This window comes from Pseudomonas sp. GW821-FHT03E01, assembly GCF_059420765.1.
Window position 1 is genome coordinate 218,637 of record NZ_JBWKUI010000012.1, and the last position, 16,959, is coordinate 235,595.

Annotated in this window: 19 protein-coding genes; 9 read left to right on the forward strand and 10 right to left on the reverse strand. The window is 59.5% G+C overall.

The features are described from left to right. Window positions 1-20 precede the first annotated feature (20 nt). The 3 genes from AC07VO_RS21090 to AC07VO_RS21100 all read right to left on the reverse strand — a co-directional run bounded on the left by AC07VO_RS21090 (window position 21) and on the right by AC07VO_RS21100 (window position 3,065). Window positions 21-962 carry a MerR family transcriptional regulator gene (locus AC07VO_RS21090; RefSeq protein WP_064616183.1) on the reverse strand — a complete coding sequence of 314 codons (942 nt, stop codon included), beginning with the start codon at window positions 960-962 and terminating at the stop codon, window positions 21-23. Beyond that, on the reverse strand, window positions 962-1,924 hold the full coding sequence (locus tag AC07VO_RS21095) for a YbgA family protein (protein WP_018929581.1): 963 nt from the start codon (window positions 1,922-1,924) through the stop codon (window positions 962-964). The genes AC07VO_RS21090 and AC07VO_RS21095 overlap by 1 nt, the downstream gene beginning before the upstream one ends. A gap of 154 nt (window positions 1,925-2,078) precedes the next feature. Next, window positions 2,079-3,065 (reverse strand): NAD(P)/FAD-dependent oxidoreductase, encoded by a 987-nt coding sequence (locus AC07VO_RS21100; protein ID WP_018929582.1) that lies wholly within the window; start codon window positions 3,063-3,065, stop codon window positions 2,079-2,081. Between the two features lie 196 nt (window positions 3,066-3,261). Between AC07VO_RS21100 and AC07VO_RS21105 the strand changes: the two genes are divergently transcribed. Then, window positions 3,262-4,164: a TIGR01777 family oxidoreductase gene (locus AC07VO_RS21105; protein ID WP_026286681.1), complete on the forward strand. Its 903-nt coding sequence runs from the start codon at window positions 3,262-3,264 to the stop codon at window positions 4,162-4,164. A gap of 13 nt (window positions 4,165-4,177) precedes the next feature. Further along, complete coding sequence (gene hemH, locus AC07VO_RS21110) at window positions 4,178-5,200, forward strand: ferrochelatase (protein ID WP_086946022.1); 1,023 nt, start codon at window positions 4,178-4,180, stop codon at window positions 5,198-5,200. Window positions 5,201-5,377: 177 nt separating this feature from the next. On the opposite strand, the gene AC07VO_RS21115 is transcribed toward hemH, so the two are convergent. Together AC07VO_RS21115 and upp are read right to left on the reverse strand one after the other, a co-directional pair. Beyond that, on the reverse strand, window positions 5,378-6,652 hold the full coding sequence (locus AC07VO_RS21115) for a uracil-xanthine permease family protein (RefSeq protein ID WP_018929585.1): 1,275 nt from the start codon (window positions 6,650-6,652) through the stop codon (window positions 5,378-5,380). A 2-nt stretch (window positions 6,653-6,654) separates the two neighbouring features. After that, entirely contained in the window at window positions 6,655-7,293 is a 639-nt protein-coding gene (gene upp / locus AC07VO_RS21120; RefSeq protein ID WP_007939777.1) for a uracil phosphoribosyltransferase, read from the reverse strand. A 176-nt stretch (window positions 7,294-7,469) separates the two neighbouring features. Here upp and AC07VO_RS21125 point away from each other — a divergent pair, with 176 nt between their 5' ends. Then, entirely contained in the window at window positions 7,470-8,027 is a 558-nt protein-coding gene (locus AC07VO_RS21125) for a hypoxanthine-guanine phosphoribosyltransferase (RefSeq protein ID WP_007939779.1), read from the forward strand. A 101-nt stretch (window positions 8,028-8,128) separates the two neighbouring features. Here the strand turns inward: AC07VO_RS21125 and dauA are convergent, their stop codons facing one another. Next, on the reverse strand, window positions 8,129-9,850 hold the full coding sequence (gene dauA, locus AC07VO_RS21130; protein WP_192351619.1) for a C4-dicarboxylic acid transporter DauA: 1,722 nt from the start codon (window positions 9,848-9,850) through the stop codon (window positions 8,129-8,131). Between the two features lie 151 nt (window positions 9,851-10,001). Between dauA and AC07VO_RS21135 the strand changes: the two genes are divergently transcribed. Together AC07VO_RS21135 and AC07VO_RS21140 are read left to right on the forward strand one after the other, a co-directional pair. Then, complete coding sequence (locus AC07VO_RS21135) at window positions 10,002-10,487, forward strand: hypothetical protein (protein WP_019651163.1); 486 nt, start codon at window positions 10,002-10,004, stop codon at window positions 10,485-10,487. A 63-nt stretch (window positions 10,488-10,550) separates the two neighbouring features. Next, window positions 10,551-10,838, forward strand: a complete 288-nt coding sequence (locus AC07VO_RS21140) for a PA4642 family protein (protein ID WP_018929588.1) — start codon at window positions 10,551-10,553, stop codon at window positions 10,836-10,838. Window positions 10,839-11,056: 218 nt separating this feature from the next. On the opposite strand, the gene mqo is transcribed toward AC07VO_RS21140, so the two are convergent. Both mqo and AC07VO_RS21150 read right to left on the reverse strand, forming a co-directional pair. Next, on the reverse strand, window positions 11,057-12,565 hold the full coding sequence (mqo, locus tag AC07VO_RS21145; protein ID WP_018929589.1) for a malate dehydrogenase (quinone): 1,509 nt from the start codon (window positions 12,563-12,565) through the stop codon (window positions 11,057-11,059). Window positions 12,566-13,306: 741 nt separating this feature from the next. Then, window positions 13,307-13,540, reverse strand: a complete 234-nt coding sequence (locus AC07VO_RS21150; RefSeq protein WP_064616185.1) for a hypothetical protein — start codon at window positions 13,538-13,540, stop codon at window positions 13,307-13,309. Window positions 13,541-13,726: 186 nt separating this feature from the next. On the opposite strand from AC07VO_RS21150, the gene AC07VO_RS21155 reads away from it, so the two are divergent. Then, window positions 13,727-14,311, forward strand: a complete 585-nt coding sequence (locus tag AC07VO_RS21155; protein ID WP_018929591.1) for a YajG family lipoprotein — start codon at window positions 13,727-13,729, stop codon at window positions 14,309-14,311. Window positions 14,312-14,390: 79 nt separating this feature from the next. On the opposite strand, the gene AC07VO_RS21160 is transcribed toward AC07VO_RS21155, so the two are convergent. Continuing rightward, window positions 14,391-14,597, reverse strand: a complete 207-nt coding sequence (locus AC07VO_RS21160) for a hypothetical protein (RefSeq protein ID WP_018929592.1) — start codon at window positions 14,595-14,597, stop codon at window positions 14,391-14,393. Between the two features lie 194 nt (window positions 14,598-14,791). Between AC07VO_RS21160 and AC07VO_RS21165 the strand changes: the two genes are divergently transcribed. Next, window positions 14,792-15,070, forward strand: a complete 279-nt coding sequence (locus AC07VO_RS21165) for a hypothetical protein (protein WP_007939791.1) — start codon at window positions 14,792-14,794, stop codon at window positions 15,068-15,070. A 94-nt stretch (window positions 15,071-15,164) separates the two neighbouring features. Here the strand turns inward: AC07VO_RS21165 and AC07VO_RS21170 are convergent, their stop codons facing one another. Further along, window positions 15,165-16,331, reverse strand: coding sequence for a 1-acyl-sn-glycerol-3-phosphate acyltransferase (locus tag AC07VO_RS21170; RefSeq protein ID WP_064616186.1), 1,167 nt, complete (start codon window positions 16,329-16,331; stop codon window positions 15,165-15,167). A gap of 138 nt (window positions 16,332-16,469) precedes the next feature. Between AC07VO_RS21170 and AC07VO_RS21175 the strand changes: the two genes are divergently transcribed. Then, a complete protein-coding gene (locus AC07VO_RS21175) occupies window positions 16,470-16,652 on the forward strand; it encodes a CPXCG motif-containing cysteine-rich protein (RefSeq protein WP_018929594.1) in 183 nt (60 codons plus the stop codon). Between the two features lie 12 nt (window positions 16,653-16,664). Continuing rightward, entirely contained in the window at window positions 16,665-16,925 is a 261-nt protein-coding gene (locus tag AC07VO_RS21180) for a putative signal transducing protein (RefSeq protein WP_007939795.1), read from the forward strand. Window positions 16,926-16,959: the final 34 nt, after the last annotated feature.

Below are 16,959 nucleotides of genomic sequence, written 5' to 3' on the forward strand. Positions count from 1 at the left end.
GATTCATCAAAAAAGCGCCATTAAATGAGCCCGCGCTGTATCAGGTCCAGATGGGCCGATAACGGGTTATCGGCCAGGATCAAATCAGCAATGGCGGTGTTTTTTGCGGACAAATCGGCGTGGTGGATGCACACCGTTGGTCCGGCGATCATTTTTGGGCAACTGACGCCATTCAAAAGTTTCGACAATTTTGCAAGATTCATGGCTTTGCTGGAATACAGCAGGACGCCGCGGGCTTGCAGGTGATCGACCGCCAGCGTCAGTTCGCCGGCCGGGAGTGGCCAGTCGAAAACTTCCACCGGGCAATCGGTGCTGCTGATCAGCCAGGCGGTGAGCCATAGATGAGGTTCCAGAGGCAGGTCCGATTGATTGATCAGCAACAGCGGCGCGGTACGTAACTGGCGGTTGTTGTGGTAAATCCTCGCGCCGAATTTGCTGCGCAACCAGGAATAGACAAACACCCGCTCCATCTGCGCGCCGAACTGGCCTTGCCAGCGTTGTTCCAGTTCCGCCAGCCACGGCATCAACAGGTGTTCACACAAGGTGCGTGGCGGATACAGCGCCATCGCCTGGTTTACGGTGTCATCGAGGGTGCGTTCGGCCAGTTGGGTAACGGCTTTTAGCAGTGTCTGGCGCAACACCAGCCAATCGTTTCCGACGGGCTCGGCAAGTACCTGAGGCGTGTCGAGCAGTTGCTTGACCTGACCGACCGCCACGCCGCGATTGAGCCAGGTGAGGATCGTCAGGATGCGTTGAACGTGTTCGGCACAGAACAGCCGATGCCCCTTGGGAGTGCGCTGAGGCACGATCAGCCCATAGCGCCGTTCCCAGGCGCGCAAGGTGACAGCGTTGACCCCGGTCTGCCGGGCCACTTCACGGATGGGCAGCCAGCCTGCGTCCAGGGCCTTTTTGAAGTCGGTGCCGAGGTCTTCGCTGGCGCTGGTGTCCGGTGGGGTTTTCATTAGATTGCGTTTCGCAGGCTGAGGTTTTCCGGGTGCGGTTGCAGGTAAACCTGTTGCGCAATGTATGGATCCGGGTGCTGGCGAAAGTAGTGTTTGAGCAACGTCAGCGGTACCACCAGCGGCACGATGCCGTGACGATACTGGCTGATCACATGCTGCACTTCCTGTTTGTCTTCAGTGCTGATGGCCTGTTTGAGATAGCCGCTGAGGTGTTGCAGGACGTTGGTGTGGGTGCGGCGCGTGGCGCATTTTTTCAAGGCCGCCATCAGCTCGCTGAAATAGCGCGGGCCGATGACTTCAGGGGCGGTCCGGCCCATGTTGCCGAGCAGGTTTCCCAGGGTTTTGTATTGCACCGGGTTGTGGGCCATTAACAGGTATTTGTAGCGCGAGTGAAAATCCGTGAGGCCGCGCCGGGTCAGGCCGGTTTGCAGCAACTGCTGCCAGGCGCTGTAGGCGAATACGCGGGTAAGGAAGTTTTCCCGCAGCACCGGATCGTTGAGCCGGCCTTCTTCCTCCACCGGCAAATCGGGATGCAGCGCGCAGAAGGTCCGGGCGTAAATGCCACGGCTACCGCCGTCCACCGGCGCGCCGTTGGCGTGGTAGACCTTGACCCGCTCCAGACCGCACGAAGGGGATTTCTGCATGAAGATATAGCCGCAGATGTCGCCCAGTTCCAAAGCCATTTTCCGAGCATATTCGGCCAGCGGCCGGGTGACGTTGTTTTCAGGGTTGACTGTGCCGACCGCCTGCGGATGTTCAGGGTTGCCGACCAGGCGGATCGGTTCGCGAGGGATACCCAGGCCGATGGCAACTTCCGGGCACACCGGGACGAAATCGAAATAATCGGAAAGGATGTGGCTGCACAGCCGTGACGTCTTGTGCCCGCCGTTGTAGCGCACCTCGGCCCCCATCAGGCAGGCGCTGATGGCGATTTTGGGTGGGGTCGTTGATTGTGCAGGCATCGGGGCACCTCGAATCCAGACCTGTACGGATTGTTAAATCTGTACAACATTCGTTCAGCATAGATTCAAAGGTGTACAAGTCAATTTTTTTGTATAGGTTTTTTCAGGGCTGCTGTCCGTGTCGACAGCAGCAATGTGCTCGAATCGAGGCGGTTCACTGCAGGTGTTCGTGCAGACGGCGGGCCGCTTCCTGGCCACTGAGCCAGGCGCCTTCGACACGGCCGGACAGGCACCAGTCACCGCATACATACAAGCCCAGATCCGCATCAGCCAGGGCACCCCACTCATGGCTGCTGGCCGGACGGGCGTAAAGCCAGCGGTGAGCGAGGCTGAAAGTCGGTGCAGGCATGGCGTCGTGCAGCAGTTCGGCAAAGGCACCATGCAATTGCTCGATCACCGCTTCCTTGGACAGATCGATATGTTGCCGGCTCCAGGCGCTGGTGGCGTGCAGCACCCACGTGTCGAGGGTGTTGTCGCGTCCCGGTTTGCTACGGTTGCGCGCCAGCCAGTCGAGGGGGCTGTCCTGCACGAAGCAGCCTTCGATCGGGGTATCCAATGGTGTGTCGAAAGCCAGGGCGACCGCCCAGGTCGGCTCCATTTTTACCCCGGCGGCGGCCCCGGCGAGTTTCGGCGCGGAGGGCAGCAGCGCGGTCGCCTGAGGGGCTGGCGTGGCAATCACCACATGACTGAACGGCCCGTGGGTGAAGCCTTCGGCGTCTTGCAGATGCCAGTGCTCTTCACCGCGATAGACCTCGGTGATCCGGCAGCTGAACTGCACTTCCAGGTCACCGAGCAGGGCACGGGTGATGGCGCTCATGCGCGGCGTGCCGACCCAGCGTGTCTGTTCGTCCGGCGAGGGGCTGAGCTGGCCGCCGTGGTAGGTATAGAGCTGCGGTGTCCACACGGCGACCCAACCGTTGGCTTGCCAGCGCTGGACTTCGGTGACGAAGCGACGGTCGCGGGCAGTGAAATATTGCGCGCCCATGTCCAGAGCGCCCGCATCGCTGCGCTTGCTTGACATGCGTCCGCCACTGCCGCGGCTTTTATCGAACAGATGAACGACATGCCCGGCCTCCGTAAGAGCCTGGGCGGCTGAGAGTCCGGCGATGCCGGTGCCGATGATTGCGATAGGTACAGTCATAGGGGCCTCGTTTGCCTTTCTGTACAGACTACGCCGTGGTTCAAACCTGTACAATATTGTTTTTTGGTATAACTTTTAGCGTTCTCGTTCTGAGAGCTTGGCCTATTGTTAAACACAGAACCTGCCCGATACCAAAGATCCCTGCATATAAAAATAGACTAGTGATCTGGGTAAAACGCCACGCGAGGAAGATGTCATGCACATATTGCTGACCGGCGGTACTGGTTTGATAGGACGTCAGCTCTGCCGACACTGGTTGAGTCAGGGACATCACCTCACGGTCTGGAGTCGCACGCCCGCTAAAGTCGCCAAAATCTGCGGCACTCAGGTACGGGGAATCGCACGGCTTGAGGATTTTGGGCCAGAACCGGTGGATGCAATTGTCAACCTTGCGGGGGCGCCGATCGCCGATCGGCTCTGGACCCACAAACGCAAAGCGCTGTTGTGGAGCAGCCGGATCACCCTGACCGAAACCCTGTTGGCCTGGCTCGAAAGTCGTGAGCAGAAACCGCAGGTGCTGATCTCCGGCTCAGCGATTGGTTGGTACGGCGACGGCGGCGAGCGGGAGTTGACCGAGCAATCGCCACCGGTCATCGATGATTTCGCCAGCCAGTTGTGCATCGCCTGGGAAGAAACCGCGCAACGTGCCGACGCCTTGGGCATCCGCGTGGTTCTCATCCGCACCGGGTTGGTGTTGTCCGCCGAGGGCGGCTTTTTGTCGCGGCTGTTGTTGCCGTTCAAACTGGGGCTGGGCGGGCCGATCGGCAGCGGTCGGCAGTGGATGTCGTGGATTCATATTGAAGATCAAATCGCCCTGATTGATTTTCTTCTGCATCGCAATGGGGCCAGCGGTCCCTATAATGCCTGCGCGCCCAAGCCGGTGCGCAATCGCGAATTCGCTAAAACGTTGGGTGACGTGTTGCATCGTCCCGCGTTCATGCCGATGCCGACTCTCGTCTTGAAGGTCGGACTGGGCGAGTTGTCATTGTTGTTGCTGGGGGGGCAGAAGGCGATGCCGGCTCGCTTGCTGGAAGCGGGTTTCACTTTCCGGTTCACTGATTTGCGCGCGGCATTGGACGATCTGTCCGGCCGCCTCTGAAATAGGACGTTGCATGACCGATCACGCATTGCTTCTGGTCAACCTGGGTTCACCTGCCTCCACCTCGGTGGCGGATGTGCGCAGTTACCTCAATCAATTTCTGATGGACCCGTATGTGATCGACCTGCCTTGGCCGGTGCGGCGTTTGCTGGTGTCGCTGATTCTGATCAAGCGCCCGGAACAATCGGCTCACGCTTACGCGTCGATCTGGTGGGAGGAGGGCTCGCCGCTGGTGGTGCTCAGCCGTCGCCTGCAACAGGCCATGACTCGGCAGTGGACTCACGGGCCTGTTGAGCTGGCGATGCGGTACGGCGAGCCGTCCATTGAGTCCGCGCTGCTGCGGCTGGCTGCCCAGGGGCATAAGAAAGTGACCCTGGCACCGCTCTATCCGCAATTCGCCGACAGCACTGTGACCACGGTGATCGAAGAAGCCAAGCGCGTGGTGCGCGATAAAAAGCTCGACGTGCAGTTCTCGGTTCTTCAGCCGTTTTACGATCAGCCGGAATACCTCGATGCGTTGGTGGCCAGTGTCAGGCCTTATCTGCAACAGGATTTCGATCATCTGCTGCTGAGCTTCCACGGTTTGCCGGAACGTCACCTGAAAAAGCTTAATCCGGGGCACAGCTTCGAGGGTGGCGGCGATTGCTGCGCCGGTGCGCCACCGGAAGTGGTCGCGACCTGTTACCGCGGTCAGTGCCTGCGCACGGCCGCAGAGTTTGCCAAACGTGTGGGCATACCGGACGGCAAGTGGTCCGTATCGTTTCAGTCGCGTCTGGGCCGGGCCAAGTGGATAGAACCCTACACTGAAGCTCGCCTCGACGAGTTGGCCAAAAGCGGCGTGAAGAAAGTCCTGGTGATGTGCCCGGCGTTCGTTGCCGATTGCATCGAGACGCTGGAGGAAATCGGTGATCGTGGGAAGGAGCAATTCCGCGAGGCGGGAGGGGAGGAGTTGGTGCTGGTGCCTTGCCTCAACGATGAGTCGCTGTGGGTCAAGGCGTTGAGTGCCATGTGCGAAAGGGCGCCATTGGTTTTATAGGAACGTACATTGAAGTGACGGCTGGCTGGTTGTGGCGAGGGAGCCTGCTCCCGCCGGGTCGCGAAGCGGCCCCAAAATCTTTGCAGTCAATGAAGATTTTGTGAGTGCTGCGCACTGGTGCGCCAGCCCGGTCAAGCGGGAGCAAGCTCCCTCGCCACAGGGGATTGAGTCGCCTGCTTACAACAGCGGCTCATCCGCCTTCTTGTGCTTCCAGCTGTCATTGCCCGGCAGCAACAGGTTCAGTGCAATCGCCACCACCGCGCACAGCGCGATGCCTTTGAGGCCGAAATCGTTCTGGCCGGTACCGGTGCCGACCAGCATGCCACCAATCCCGAACACCAGCGTCACCGAGACAATTACCAGGTTGCGTGCTTCGCCCAGGTCGATCTTGTGGCGGATCATGGTGTTCATGCCCACCGCGGCAATCGAACCGAACAACAGGCAGAGAATCCCGCCCATCACTGGCACCGGGATGCTTTGCAGCAGCGCGCCGAATTTGCCGATGAACGCCAGGCTGATTGCGAAGATCGCCGCCCAGGTCATGATTTTCGGGTTGTAGTTCTTGGTCAGCATCACCGCGCCAGTCACTTCGGCGTAAGTGGTATTGGGTGGGCCGCCGAACAGACCGGCCGCGGTGGTGGCGATGCCGTCACCGAGCAGGGTGCGGTGCAGGCCGGGCTTTTTCAGGTAGTCGCGACCGGTCACGCTACCCACGGCAATCACGCCACCGATGTGCTCGATGGCCGGGGCCAGGGCCACAGGAACGATGAACAGAATCGCCTGCCAGTTGAATTCCGGCGCGGTGAAATGTGGAATCGCGAACCACGGTGCCACGGCAATCTTCGCGGTATCGACCACGCCGAAATAAAACGCCATTGCAAAACCCACCAGCACACCGGAGATAATCGGCACCAGGCGGAAAATACCTCTGCCGAACACCGCGACGATCAGGGTGGTCAACAGCGCGGGCATCGAAATCATCATCGCCGTCTGGTAATGAATCAGCTCAGTACCGTCGCCCGCCTTGCCCATCGCCATGTTGGCGGCAATCGGCGCCATGGCCAGGCCGATGGAGATGATCACCGGGCCAATCACCACCGGAGGCAGCAAACGGTCGATAAACCCGGTGCCTTTGATCTTCACCGCAAGGCCGAGGAAGGTGTAGACGAACCCGGCCGCCATCACACCGCCCATGGTCGCCGCCAGGCCGAACTGGCCCTTGGCGAGAATGATCGGGGTGATGAAGGCGAAGCTCGACGCCAGGAATACCGGCACCTGACGCCCGGTGACGATCTGGAACAGGATCGTCCCTAAACCTGCGGTGAACAGCGCCACGTTCGGGTCGAGGCCGGTAATCAGCGGCATCAACACCAGGGCGCCGAAGGCCACGAACAGCATCTGCGCGCCGGACAATACCGTGCGCCAGAGCGGATCGTTGAACTCTTGCTGCATGGTCACGCGTCCTTCTGCTTGGTGCCGAAGATCTTGTCACCGGCATCGCCCAAGCCTGGGATGATGTAACCGTGTTCGTTCAGTTTCTGGTCAATGGAAGCGGTGTAGATGGTCACGTCCGGGTGAGCCTTCTCCACAGCGGCGATACCTTCGGGAGCGGCCACCAGGACCATCGCGCGGATGTCCTTGCAGCCGGCCTTCTTCAGCAAATCGATGGTGGCGACCATCGAGCCGCCAGTGGCGAGCATCGGGTCGATGATCATCGCCAGGCGCTCGTCGATTTCCGGCACCAGTTTTTCCAGGTAGGTGTGGGCTTCGAGGGTTTCCTCGTTACGGGCCACGCCCACGGCGCTGACTTTGGCGCCCGGGATCAGGCTCAGCACGCCTTCGAGCATGCCGATACCGGCACGCAGGATCGGCACCACGGTAATTTTCTTGCCGGCGATTTTCTCCACCGACACCGTGCCGCACCAGCCTTCGATGTCGTAGCTTTCCAGCGGCAGGTCTTTGGTGGCTTCATAGGTCAGCAGGGCGCCGACTTCTTGAGCGAGCTCACGGAAATTCTTCGTGCTGATGTCGGCGCGGCGCATAAGGCCAAGTTTATGACGGATCAGCGGATGGCGGATCTCACGGATGGGCATGGGGAAAGGCTCCGGCGGCGGGCAAAAAAACCGGCCTAGATTAATCTATCCGAGGGTGTTGTCCTATAGACATACAGTACGTTAGTCCACAAACGCTTGATCTGGCCGTGCGGGATGCGTACCTTTGCCCGCTTTTCCGAATCCGTCCCTCCCCCTCAAACCCCTTGGAGAGCGCCATGTCCGCTGATCTCGAGCATATCCGTCAAATCATGCGAGAGGCTGACTGCCTGTACACCGAAGCTGAAGTCGAGGCGGCCATCGCCCGCGTCGGTGCACATATCAACGAACAACTGGCTGAAAGCAATCCGGTGGTGTTCTGTGTGATGAACGGCGGCCTGATTTTCGCCGGCAAGCTGCTCACCCATCTGCAATTCCCGCTGGAAGCGTCCTACCTGCACGCTACCCGCTATCGCAACGAAACCAGCGGCGGCGAGCTGTTCTGGAAAGCCAAGCCGGAAGTTTCGTTCATCGACCGTGACGTGCTGATCATCGACGACATCCTCGATGAAGGTCACACCCTGGGCGCGATCATCGATTTCTGCAAACATGCCGGCGCCCGCAAAGTGCACACCGCCGTGCTGATCGACAAGGACCACGACCGCAAGGCTCGCCCGGACCTGAAAGCCGATTTCGTCGGCCTGCCGTGCATTGACCGTTACATCTTCGGTTATGGCATGGACTACAAAGGCTACTGGCGTAACGCGAACGGAATTTTTGCCGTTAAAGGCCTGTAAGCAGGTTGACTGTCTGGGGGTGGTTTCAGCCGCCAGACACGTTGATGCTTGAAGGCAGATCTCCCATCCGAATGCGTGCGCAGTTCGCTTGAACCGCGCGCTCAGTCCTGCCCGACGAGCCAGCGTTCGCTTTTGCGTCGAGCCTGTTCCAGGTTGTTCACGTAAGCCAATTGACGCTGTTCCCGATGGATGCCCGCGCGCCTGAGTTTCAGGCGCACGCGCGCAGCCGTCCCGACCAGAATCAGGCCGATGCCGTCGGTGCGATAATCCCTGAGGATATTGTCGAAGGCTGCCAACGCCGTCATGTCCAGCATGGACACGGCACTCATCTCGACAATCACCACTTTGACCTCCGGGCTGAATTTGCGCAGCACGCCCAGGGCCTTTTCCGCCGCACCGAAAAATAACGGTCCGCGTATCGCATAGCAACGAACACGCTCCGGCAAATCCTGTAAGGCTTGATGGAACTCTCGAGGCAGTTCGGCGGTGTCCGTGAGGTCGCTCATGCGCTTGACGAACAACCCGGCGGCCAGCAACAGCCCAACGGCAACGGCCAGCACCATGTCGAACAGCACTGTCAGGCTCAGGCAGGTCAGCAAGACCAATACATCGCTGCGTGGTGCAATGCGCAAGGTGTGCACGACATGCCGGGCCTCGCTCATGTTCCACGCCACCATCACGAGCAGCGCCGCCAGCGCGGCCATCGGCAAGTAGCTGAACAGCGGGGCGAGGACGAGTATCGCCAGCAGCACCACCGCGCTGTGGATAATTGCCGCCAATGGCGAAAACGCCCCGCTGCGCACGTTGGTGGCGCTGCGGGCGATCGCCGCGGTGGCGGTAATGCCGCCGAACAACGGTGCGACCAGGTTACCAATGCCTTGACCCAGGAGTTCGGCGTTGGGGTCATGTTTGCTGCCCGTCATGCCATCGGCCACCACCGCACACAACAACGATTCGATGGCGCCGAGCATGGCAATGGCGAACGCTGGTGCCATTAATTGGCGGATCAGGTCGTAAGACAGATGCAGCGGCTGACCATTGGGTCCTGGCAGATTCCACGGCCAGTCGAAGCTCGGCAGAAACGGTGGAATGCCGGGGTGGCTGACGCCATCGACGATATAGCTGAAGCGCTCGCCCAGCGTCGCAATCGGTAACCCGCCGCTTTCCAGCGCCAGCCCCAACATTGCGCCGACGGCCAGCGCCACCAGATGCCCCGGAACCCTCGGCACAAACCGCGGCCAGACGATCAGAACCGCCAGGCACATGACACCGATGATTCCGTCCCCCAGGCGGGCGCTGGGCAATGCCTGGAGCAGCGCACCTAATTGCTCGATGTAATGTTCGGCATGCCCGGTGGTACTCAGGCCCAGCAAATCCTTTAGTTGGAGTGTGGCGATGACTATGCCGATCCCGGCGGTAAAGCCCAGGGTCACCGGATAAGGAATGTACTGAATCAGCCGCCCGGCCCGAATCAGCCCCAAGGCAATCAGGATGGCCCCGGCAAGCATGGTGCAAAGCAGCAGGCCACCCAGGCCATATTGTTGGGTGATCGGCAGCAGTATCACCACGAACGCGGCTGTCGGCCCGCTGACATTGAAGCGCGAGCCTCCCGTCAGGGCGATCAGGGGGGCCGCGATCAGCACCGTATATAAACCTTGCTGGGGCGCTACTCCCACCGCAATCGCCAGGGCCATGGCCAGGGGAATGGCGATAATCCCTACTGTCACCCCGGCGCTGATGTCGCCGCGCAAGCGTCTGAGGCTATAACCTGCACGCAGAGTTTGACGCCAGGCGGCGAATAACGGGGGGATGGAGAATGGCATAGGGACTCCACAGTAGACGGCACGCCGTCGAAATAGGGCTGAAGGCTCTTTCAGTATGCCCAGCCTTGTCTTCGAGAGTATTGATCTGGATCGGTTATTCGCCCGATTGATCATCATGCTAGAGTGCTCGGCCTCGTCCCAGGAGCCTGTCATGAGTCTTTTGATCCGCAGCTGCGCCGCCCTGATGTTGGTATTCAGCCTACCCCTGGCCGCCGCTCCGGCACCGATGCATGTGCAGTTTTTGCCCCCGGACGACTTGACTCTGCGTGAAGCGGAACCCGAGCAGCAACAACTGTTGCAGGTCACCGAGTATTCGGTGGTCCTCGGCAGCCAGCGTCAGTCCAACCAACAACCGATCCCGGTCACCTCACCCTTGCTGATCCGCCTCAAGGGCAAACCCTTGAACAAGGGTGCGACCATCAGCCAGGTGCTGGTCAACTTCGATGGCGAAAGCAAAAGCCTGAAAAAGCCGATCTACGACAACAAAAGCAAAACGCTAACGCTCTATTACCCGTTGGCCCAGTACCGGGTGGTGATCGACTTGCTGCGCAACGACACGGTGTATTGCCAGTTTCTGAGTTACGCCAACGGCCATATCTGGGCCGATCTGCACACCGGCAGCGTTCGTCCGCGTTGAGCCCGGCATCAAGGCAGGGGTAAACTGCCCGCCCTGTGAAATGTCTGCGAGCTGGAGTCGGCAATGCGTAAAGATAAGAAGCAAGTGATTGGTGACGAGATCGGCGATGCGCAGATCAAACTGTTCCTCGATTTTGAGCCGGTCGACGCCACTTCACCGTCGCTGCACAAACTGATCAAGGCCTACCGCGGTCTGCGCATCGATGACTTCGAGCGTTTTCTGACGTTCTTTGTCGAAGCCGGCTACGATCTGGACGGCAAGGATGAGCACGGCAATGACTTCGTGGCCCTGATTCAGGATCAACGTAACGCGGCCGAGTACATCGAGTTGATCGACAAGGCTCGCGGTTAACGTCAGGCACACTGGAATTTTGTGGCGAGGGAGCTTGCTCCCGTTGGGCTGCGAAGCGGCCCCAAAATGCTGCGAATGGCGGAGATTTTGTGAGCGCTGCGCACTGGTGCGCCAGCCCGGTCAAGCGGGAGCAAGCACCCTCGCCACAAGATTGTTTCACCGCACACAAAAAAACGCCCCGCCCTCAATGAGGACGGGGCGTTTTTTATGCGGCTGAATCAAGCGTAGCTTTGGGTTTCGCTGCTTGCTTCAACCAGTTCCAGTGCGACGTTGTTCTGCGCATTGATCTTGCGATACAGCGCAGCGTCGGTTTCCAGGACTTTCTCCCGAGCCGGGAAGATTTCCGCCAGTTTGGCAGCCCACTCGCCCTTGGCCTTGTTCGGGAAGCATTTCTCGATCAATTCCAGCATGATCGACACGGTCACCGAGGCGCCTGGCGAGGCGCCGAGCAGAGCGGCAAGGGAACCGTCCTTGGCCGCGACCAGTTCGGTACCGAACTGCAGAACGCCGCCTTTCTTCGGGTCTTTCTTGATGATCTGCACCCGTTGGCCGGCCACTTCCAGGCGCCAGTCTTCGGCTTTCGCTTCAGGGTAGAAGCGACGCAGGGATTCCAGGCGCTGCTCCATCGACTGCATCACTTCGCTGACCAGATACTTGGTCAGGTCCATGTTGTTTTTGGCCACGGCCAGCATTGGACCGATGTTGCCGGCGCGAACCGACATCGGCAGGTCCATGAACGAACCGTGCTTGAGGAACTTGGTGGTGAAGCCGGCATAAGGTCCGAACAGCAGGGACTTTTTGCCATCGACCACACGGGTGTCCAGGTGCGGCACGGACATTGGTGGCGAACCGACCGCGGCCTGGCTGTAGACCTTGGCCTGATGGTGCTTGACCACTTCCGGGTTGTCGCAACGCAGCCACTGGCCGCTGATCGGGAAGCCGCCGAAGCCTTTGCTTTCTTCGATGCCCGACGCTTGCAGCAGCGGCAGTGCCGCGCCGCCAGCGCCGAGGAAGACGAATTTGGCGTCGACTTCGCGGGTATTGCCGCTGTTGACGTCCTTGATGCTGACGGTCCAGCCGCCGTTGTTACGCTTCAGGCCGGTGACGCGCTTGCAGTACTTGACCTGGGCATCGGGCGCGCTGGTCAGGTGCTTGAGCAGCTGGTTGGTCAGGGCGCCGAAGTTGACGTCGGTGCCGTTCATCACGCGGGTGGCGGCGAGGACTTCGTCAGCCGGACGGCCCGGCATCATCAGCGGCATCCACTCGGCCATCTTGGCTTTGTCTTCGGTGTATTCCATGTCCGAGAAGGCATGGTGCTTGCTCAGGGTCTTGAAGCGTTCCTTGAGGAAGGACACGCCATTCTCACCCTGCACGAAGCTCAGGTGCGGCACCGGGCTGATGAACGATTTGCACGAACCGAAGGTGCCTTTCTTGGTCAGGTAGGACCAGAACTGCTTCGACACCTCGAACTGGGTGTTGATGTGCACGGCTTTCTTGATGTCGACGGTGCCGTCAGCGGCCTGCGGCGTGTAGTTCAGCTCACACAGCCCGGCGTGACCGGTACCGGCGTTGTTCCACGGATTGGAACTCTCCGCGGCACCGGAATCCATCAGCTCGACGACTTCCAGCTTGATCGCGGGGTCGAGCTCTTTAAGCAGTACAGCGAGGGTGGCACTCATGATGCCGGCCCCAACCAGTACTACGTCGACTGCTTCGTTATGCGCCATTTAACGCGTCTCCAAAATCTGCAGCACCAAATTGTCGGCATAGCTGCCAGGCGTTCCGGGGCGTGTCAGTGATGCCCCAGGTACCCATGGCCAGGATCGCCATGTCCGAATCTTCGCAATTTTTCGCAACTTCGACGGATGCATGCGGCCTGGCTTCAAGAGTCACATGAACTCATTTCGGCACGCGGCTGGCAATTCGACTTATGGTCGAGACATCCGTTTGTGCAACCAAATCCGTAGCGGACAGGCTTCAGGCTCCGGTGTTCGAGGAGTACTCGGTCCTGTGTCGTTGGGCTGTTGTAGACGCTAATGGTGCATTTTCAGACGCAAAACTATTCATTTGCTCGCCACACTCTTGTGAAGTTGTGAAAACCCGTTTTTTTCACGCTCTTTTGAAGACGTGAACCTCAAAAAAGGGCTGTCCCAGCCTGGCACCGTGCCCGGATGGATTGCCGCCATGGGGTGCATGGGCAGCAAAAACGGGCAAACAGCTCAGTGACCGAGCGTAATGACAGCTCTGCAGATTCGCGAAAAGTGGGGGTTTTGCTTGAGAAACAGCAAGCGCGCCAGCTTCACTCGATCTGTGTGGGCGGCTCTCTGTGGGCGGTGCGGGGTGTCAATACCGAGGCATTTAACGATGCTGCGAGGCCCGATCAGGAGACGTCCTTATAATCGGGGGGAGATTGTATCTAAGAAACGCAGGGAAATGGTCGTGTTTAATGACTTTTATTAGGCGTCGGGTCAGGTGGTCAGCAGTTGCTGCGCGCGTGCACGTGGCTGGTGCTGGCTGACACGGGCACTGGCGGGCAGAGGCTGGTGCAGCCAGTTGAGGCGAATTTCTTCGATTTCGACCCAACCATCGCCCATGGGCTGGAGGCTGCACTGCTTGAAGGCCTGGCAGTGGCCATTGTGGTCGAGCAGGGCGAAACTGCGGTGCAGCGGGCGTGGCGCGAACAGGGAGACGAGAAAACGCATGGCAACGTACCTTTTGGGGGTGACTGCCATAAAGGTTGCCAGCGGGCGGTGACAAAGGTGTGACAGGAACCGCGCTGCGCCGGGTTTGTCAGAGATTTCAGTAATCGTTGCGCGAAGCTAGTTCGCCGCAGTGGCGCACCGCTATACTGCGGGCATCGTTAGTTGCCTGATTCTGGAGAGAAGAGCATGTTGCAACGCCTGTTGTTCGGTTTGATCACTGTGACCAGTTTGACCCTCGTCGGCTGCGCCCACAGCCCGCAACAACTGAGCCCGGAACCCAAGCTGACGGCTCAGCTGGCGCCGGTCGGCCATGGTCAGCCGGTGGTGGTGCGTGTGGTGGACGGTCGTCCATCGCCAACCCTGGGGACCCGTGGCGGTTTGTACCCGGAGACCAGTGCGATCACGGTGCAGGGCGCGCAGATTCTGCCGAAGCTGCAGGCTCAGGCTGAGGCGGCCGTGCGGTTGCTGGGCTTCACGCCGACGGCCAATGCGCTGAATGCGCCGCAATTGACGGTGACCCTGGCCGAGCTGAAGTATCAGTCGCCCAAAGAAGGTTTGTATGTGACTGAAGCTACAATTGGCGCGACGTTCCGTTCCGATGTGCAGAATGCCAACCGTCGTTACAGCGGTCGCTACGGCGCGTCGCTGGATCAGCGTTTTGGCATGGCGCCGAATCAGGAAACCAATACCAAGCTGGTCAGTGATGTGCTGAGTGATGCGTTGACCCGCTTGTTCAAGGACCCGACGATTGGTCAGGTGCTTGGCGAGTAACGGTTTGCAGTTTGTTTAAAGAACCCGGTGCCAGCGATGGCGCCGGGTTTTTTTGTGCCTGCCGCTCCAGCAAGGGAAATCAAGCCGCTTGCGAATAGAAGTCCAGAACACTCACCCCGGTCAGCAAATCCGTCTCCGGCAAATCCGCATGTTGATGCCCGCCCAACGCGCAATACACCAGCCAATGCCGGTCCTGTACATTGAAGGCGAGGCTGCCGACTAAGGTTTGTTGTTCGTCGCTTTGGGCAATGAGGTAAAGACGATCCTGGTTTTCGGCGTGGAGCATGACGCGGTCCGTGTCGGTTTCGAAGGGCGACAGACTGGCGGATTCAGATGACGGCGCCGTGACACAGGACAATAATCGGCTAAATGGTTTCGTTATTTGTCGGAAAGGGGGGGCAGGCCGGAGCGCTTTCGGTAGAATCCGCGCCGTGGTCGTCGGTCCCGGCGTCTGTTACACCGGTTTGCCTGAGGTTTGTGATGTCGCTGCAATTGATTTCGCTCTTTACCGCTCATCCCGCCAAACTGATCAACCTGCTGGCCTTGCTGTTCGCCTGCCCGGGCGGCTGGTTGCTGCACGCCACCCGTCGTCGTGAACAGCGCGCGATGGCCAGTATCGAAGCCCAGCGCCAGAGCAGGCCCAGCGAAGAGCCAACCCTCGATTGGGCGACCTTGCGCATGAACCGGTTTTTCTATCGCTTCGGTTTTGCCTGCCTTGGGATGGCGTTGCTGGTGTCGTGGGTCAGTACTCGCGTCTGAAGTTCTGACACAGTTACAGTGTCTGACTGACCTACTGCACCAAGACAAACAAAAACGGCGCCCGAAGGCGCCGTTGTCGTATCCAGCCATTACCCTACAACGGTAGCCCGGCCTTGACCCGATACTGATTACGCACCGGCATCGCATATTGCAGCACCAGGAACGGACGATGTTCCTCGGGGCAAGCTTCCAGTCGACGCTGCCATTCTTCCTGAGCCTTGGCCAGTTCATCTGCCGCAAACAGCTCGGCCGCTTTCGGCACCTGCAATTGCGGGTCGGCGTCTTTCCACTGCGCATACGCCAGGTAATGCACCGGGAATAACCGGTAACCGCCCAGAATCTGCTTGTCCATTTCGATCGCCAATTGCTTGGTGTCTTCGAACAGTTCGGTGATCGGCGCGGCGAAGTTCACGTGGACCCGGCCTTTGTAACCGGTGATGCCCTTGGCGATGCTCGCGTCATCCTCGCCCGGTGCCTTGGTGTAGGTGCCGGTGGTGGCGCGGATGTACAGCTCGCGGGCCTTGGCCTGGTCGCAGGGGTCGTATTCGTAGCTTATCGACACCGGGGTGAGGTTCAGCGAACGGATGACTTCGCCGAACGGCTCGTCCTTGCGGCTCATGTGGAACATCTTGAGGATCGCCGACTCGGTGCGGTCGTCGCCGTCCTTGGCCCGGCCTTCAGCCTGAGCGATCCAGATCGAGGCGCAATCGTTGCGGATCGAGTGGTTGATGTAGGCCGACAGCAATTGATACGCCGCCATTTTCTCGCGACGACCGGTGATCGAACGGTGCACGATGAAGCTCTTGTTCAGGCGCATCAGGTCGCTGACAAAAGGCTTCTGCAGCAGGTTATCGCCAATGGCGATGCGTGGGGTCGGCAGGCCGGCGTGGTACACGGCGTAGTTGACGAAGGCAGGGTCCATCACGATGTCGCGGTGGTTGGCGATGAACAGGTAGGCACTGCCGGACTTGAATTGCTCCACGCCGGTGTAGGTCACCCCGTCCGTGGCGCGCTCGATGGTGTGGTCGACGTAAAACTCGACTTTGTCCTGCAACGTGGCCACTGACGTGACGTCGGCGAACTCACGGCGCAGCCGATGCGCTATAAGAGGTTTGAGCATCCAGCCGAAGGCACCGGCAAAACGCGGGAAGCGGAAGTGGGTGAGGATATCTAGAAACGCCTTGTCGCCGAGCAGCCGTGCCAGCACCGCTGGGACTTCGCTGTCGTCGTAAGGTCGGATGGCATCGAATTCGCCCATCATGCTCTCTTGTTAGAAACGGCTAGGGTAAGTAAAGGTATTGATCGAAAACCAACGGGGCACGGTCTGAAAGGTAGTCAGACAAAAATAGCCCTGCAAATAGACCGGCGATTATACGCACAAGTCACCTGGGAGACCGCGATGCTGGAAACTGCGCAGTATGAATGTCCGTATTGCGGTGAAGAAGTCGAGGCTGTTCTGGATTTGTCTGGCGGTGATCAGACCTATATCGAGGATTGTCCGGTGTGTTGTCGTCCCATTACCTTTGTCTTGCAGGTTCACGGCGAGGAGTGGCACCTCGACGTCTACAGCGAAAACGAATGAAGGGGTTCACCCATGCAGCGTATCTACGAGCCGGAAAACCTGATGGAAGGCGAATTGCTGCTAAGCATGCTGGCCAGTGAAGGCATCGAGGCGCATCTGGTGGGCCGGGATTTGATCGGCGGTACGGGGGAATTGCCGATATTCGGCCTGCTGGGTGTATCGGTCGATAACGACCAGGCGCAATACGCGCGGGAACTGATCGCCGCGTACAATGCCGCGCTGCCGCTGTCCGGCGATGAACCGGACAGCTTTCCCGGCACGCTGGTCTGTTAGTCTGACGTTCGTTTGATCAAGAGTCGTATTGCCC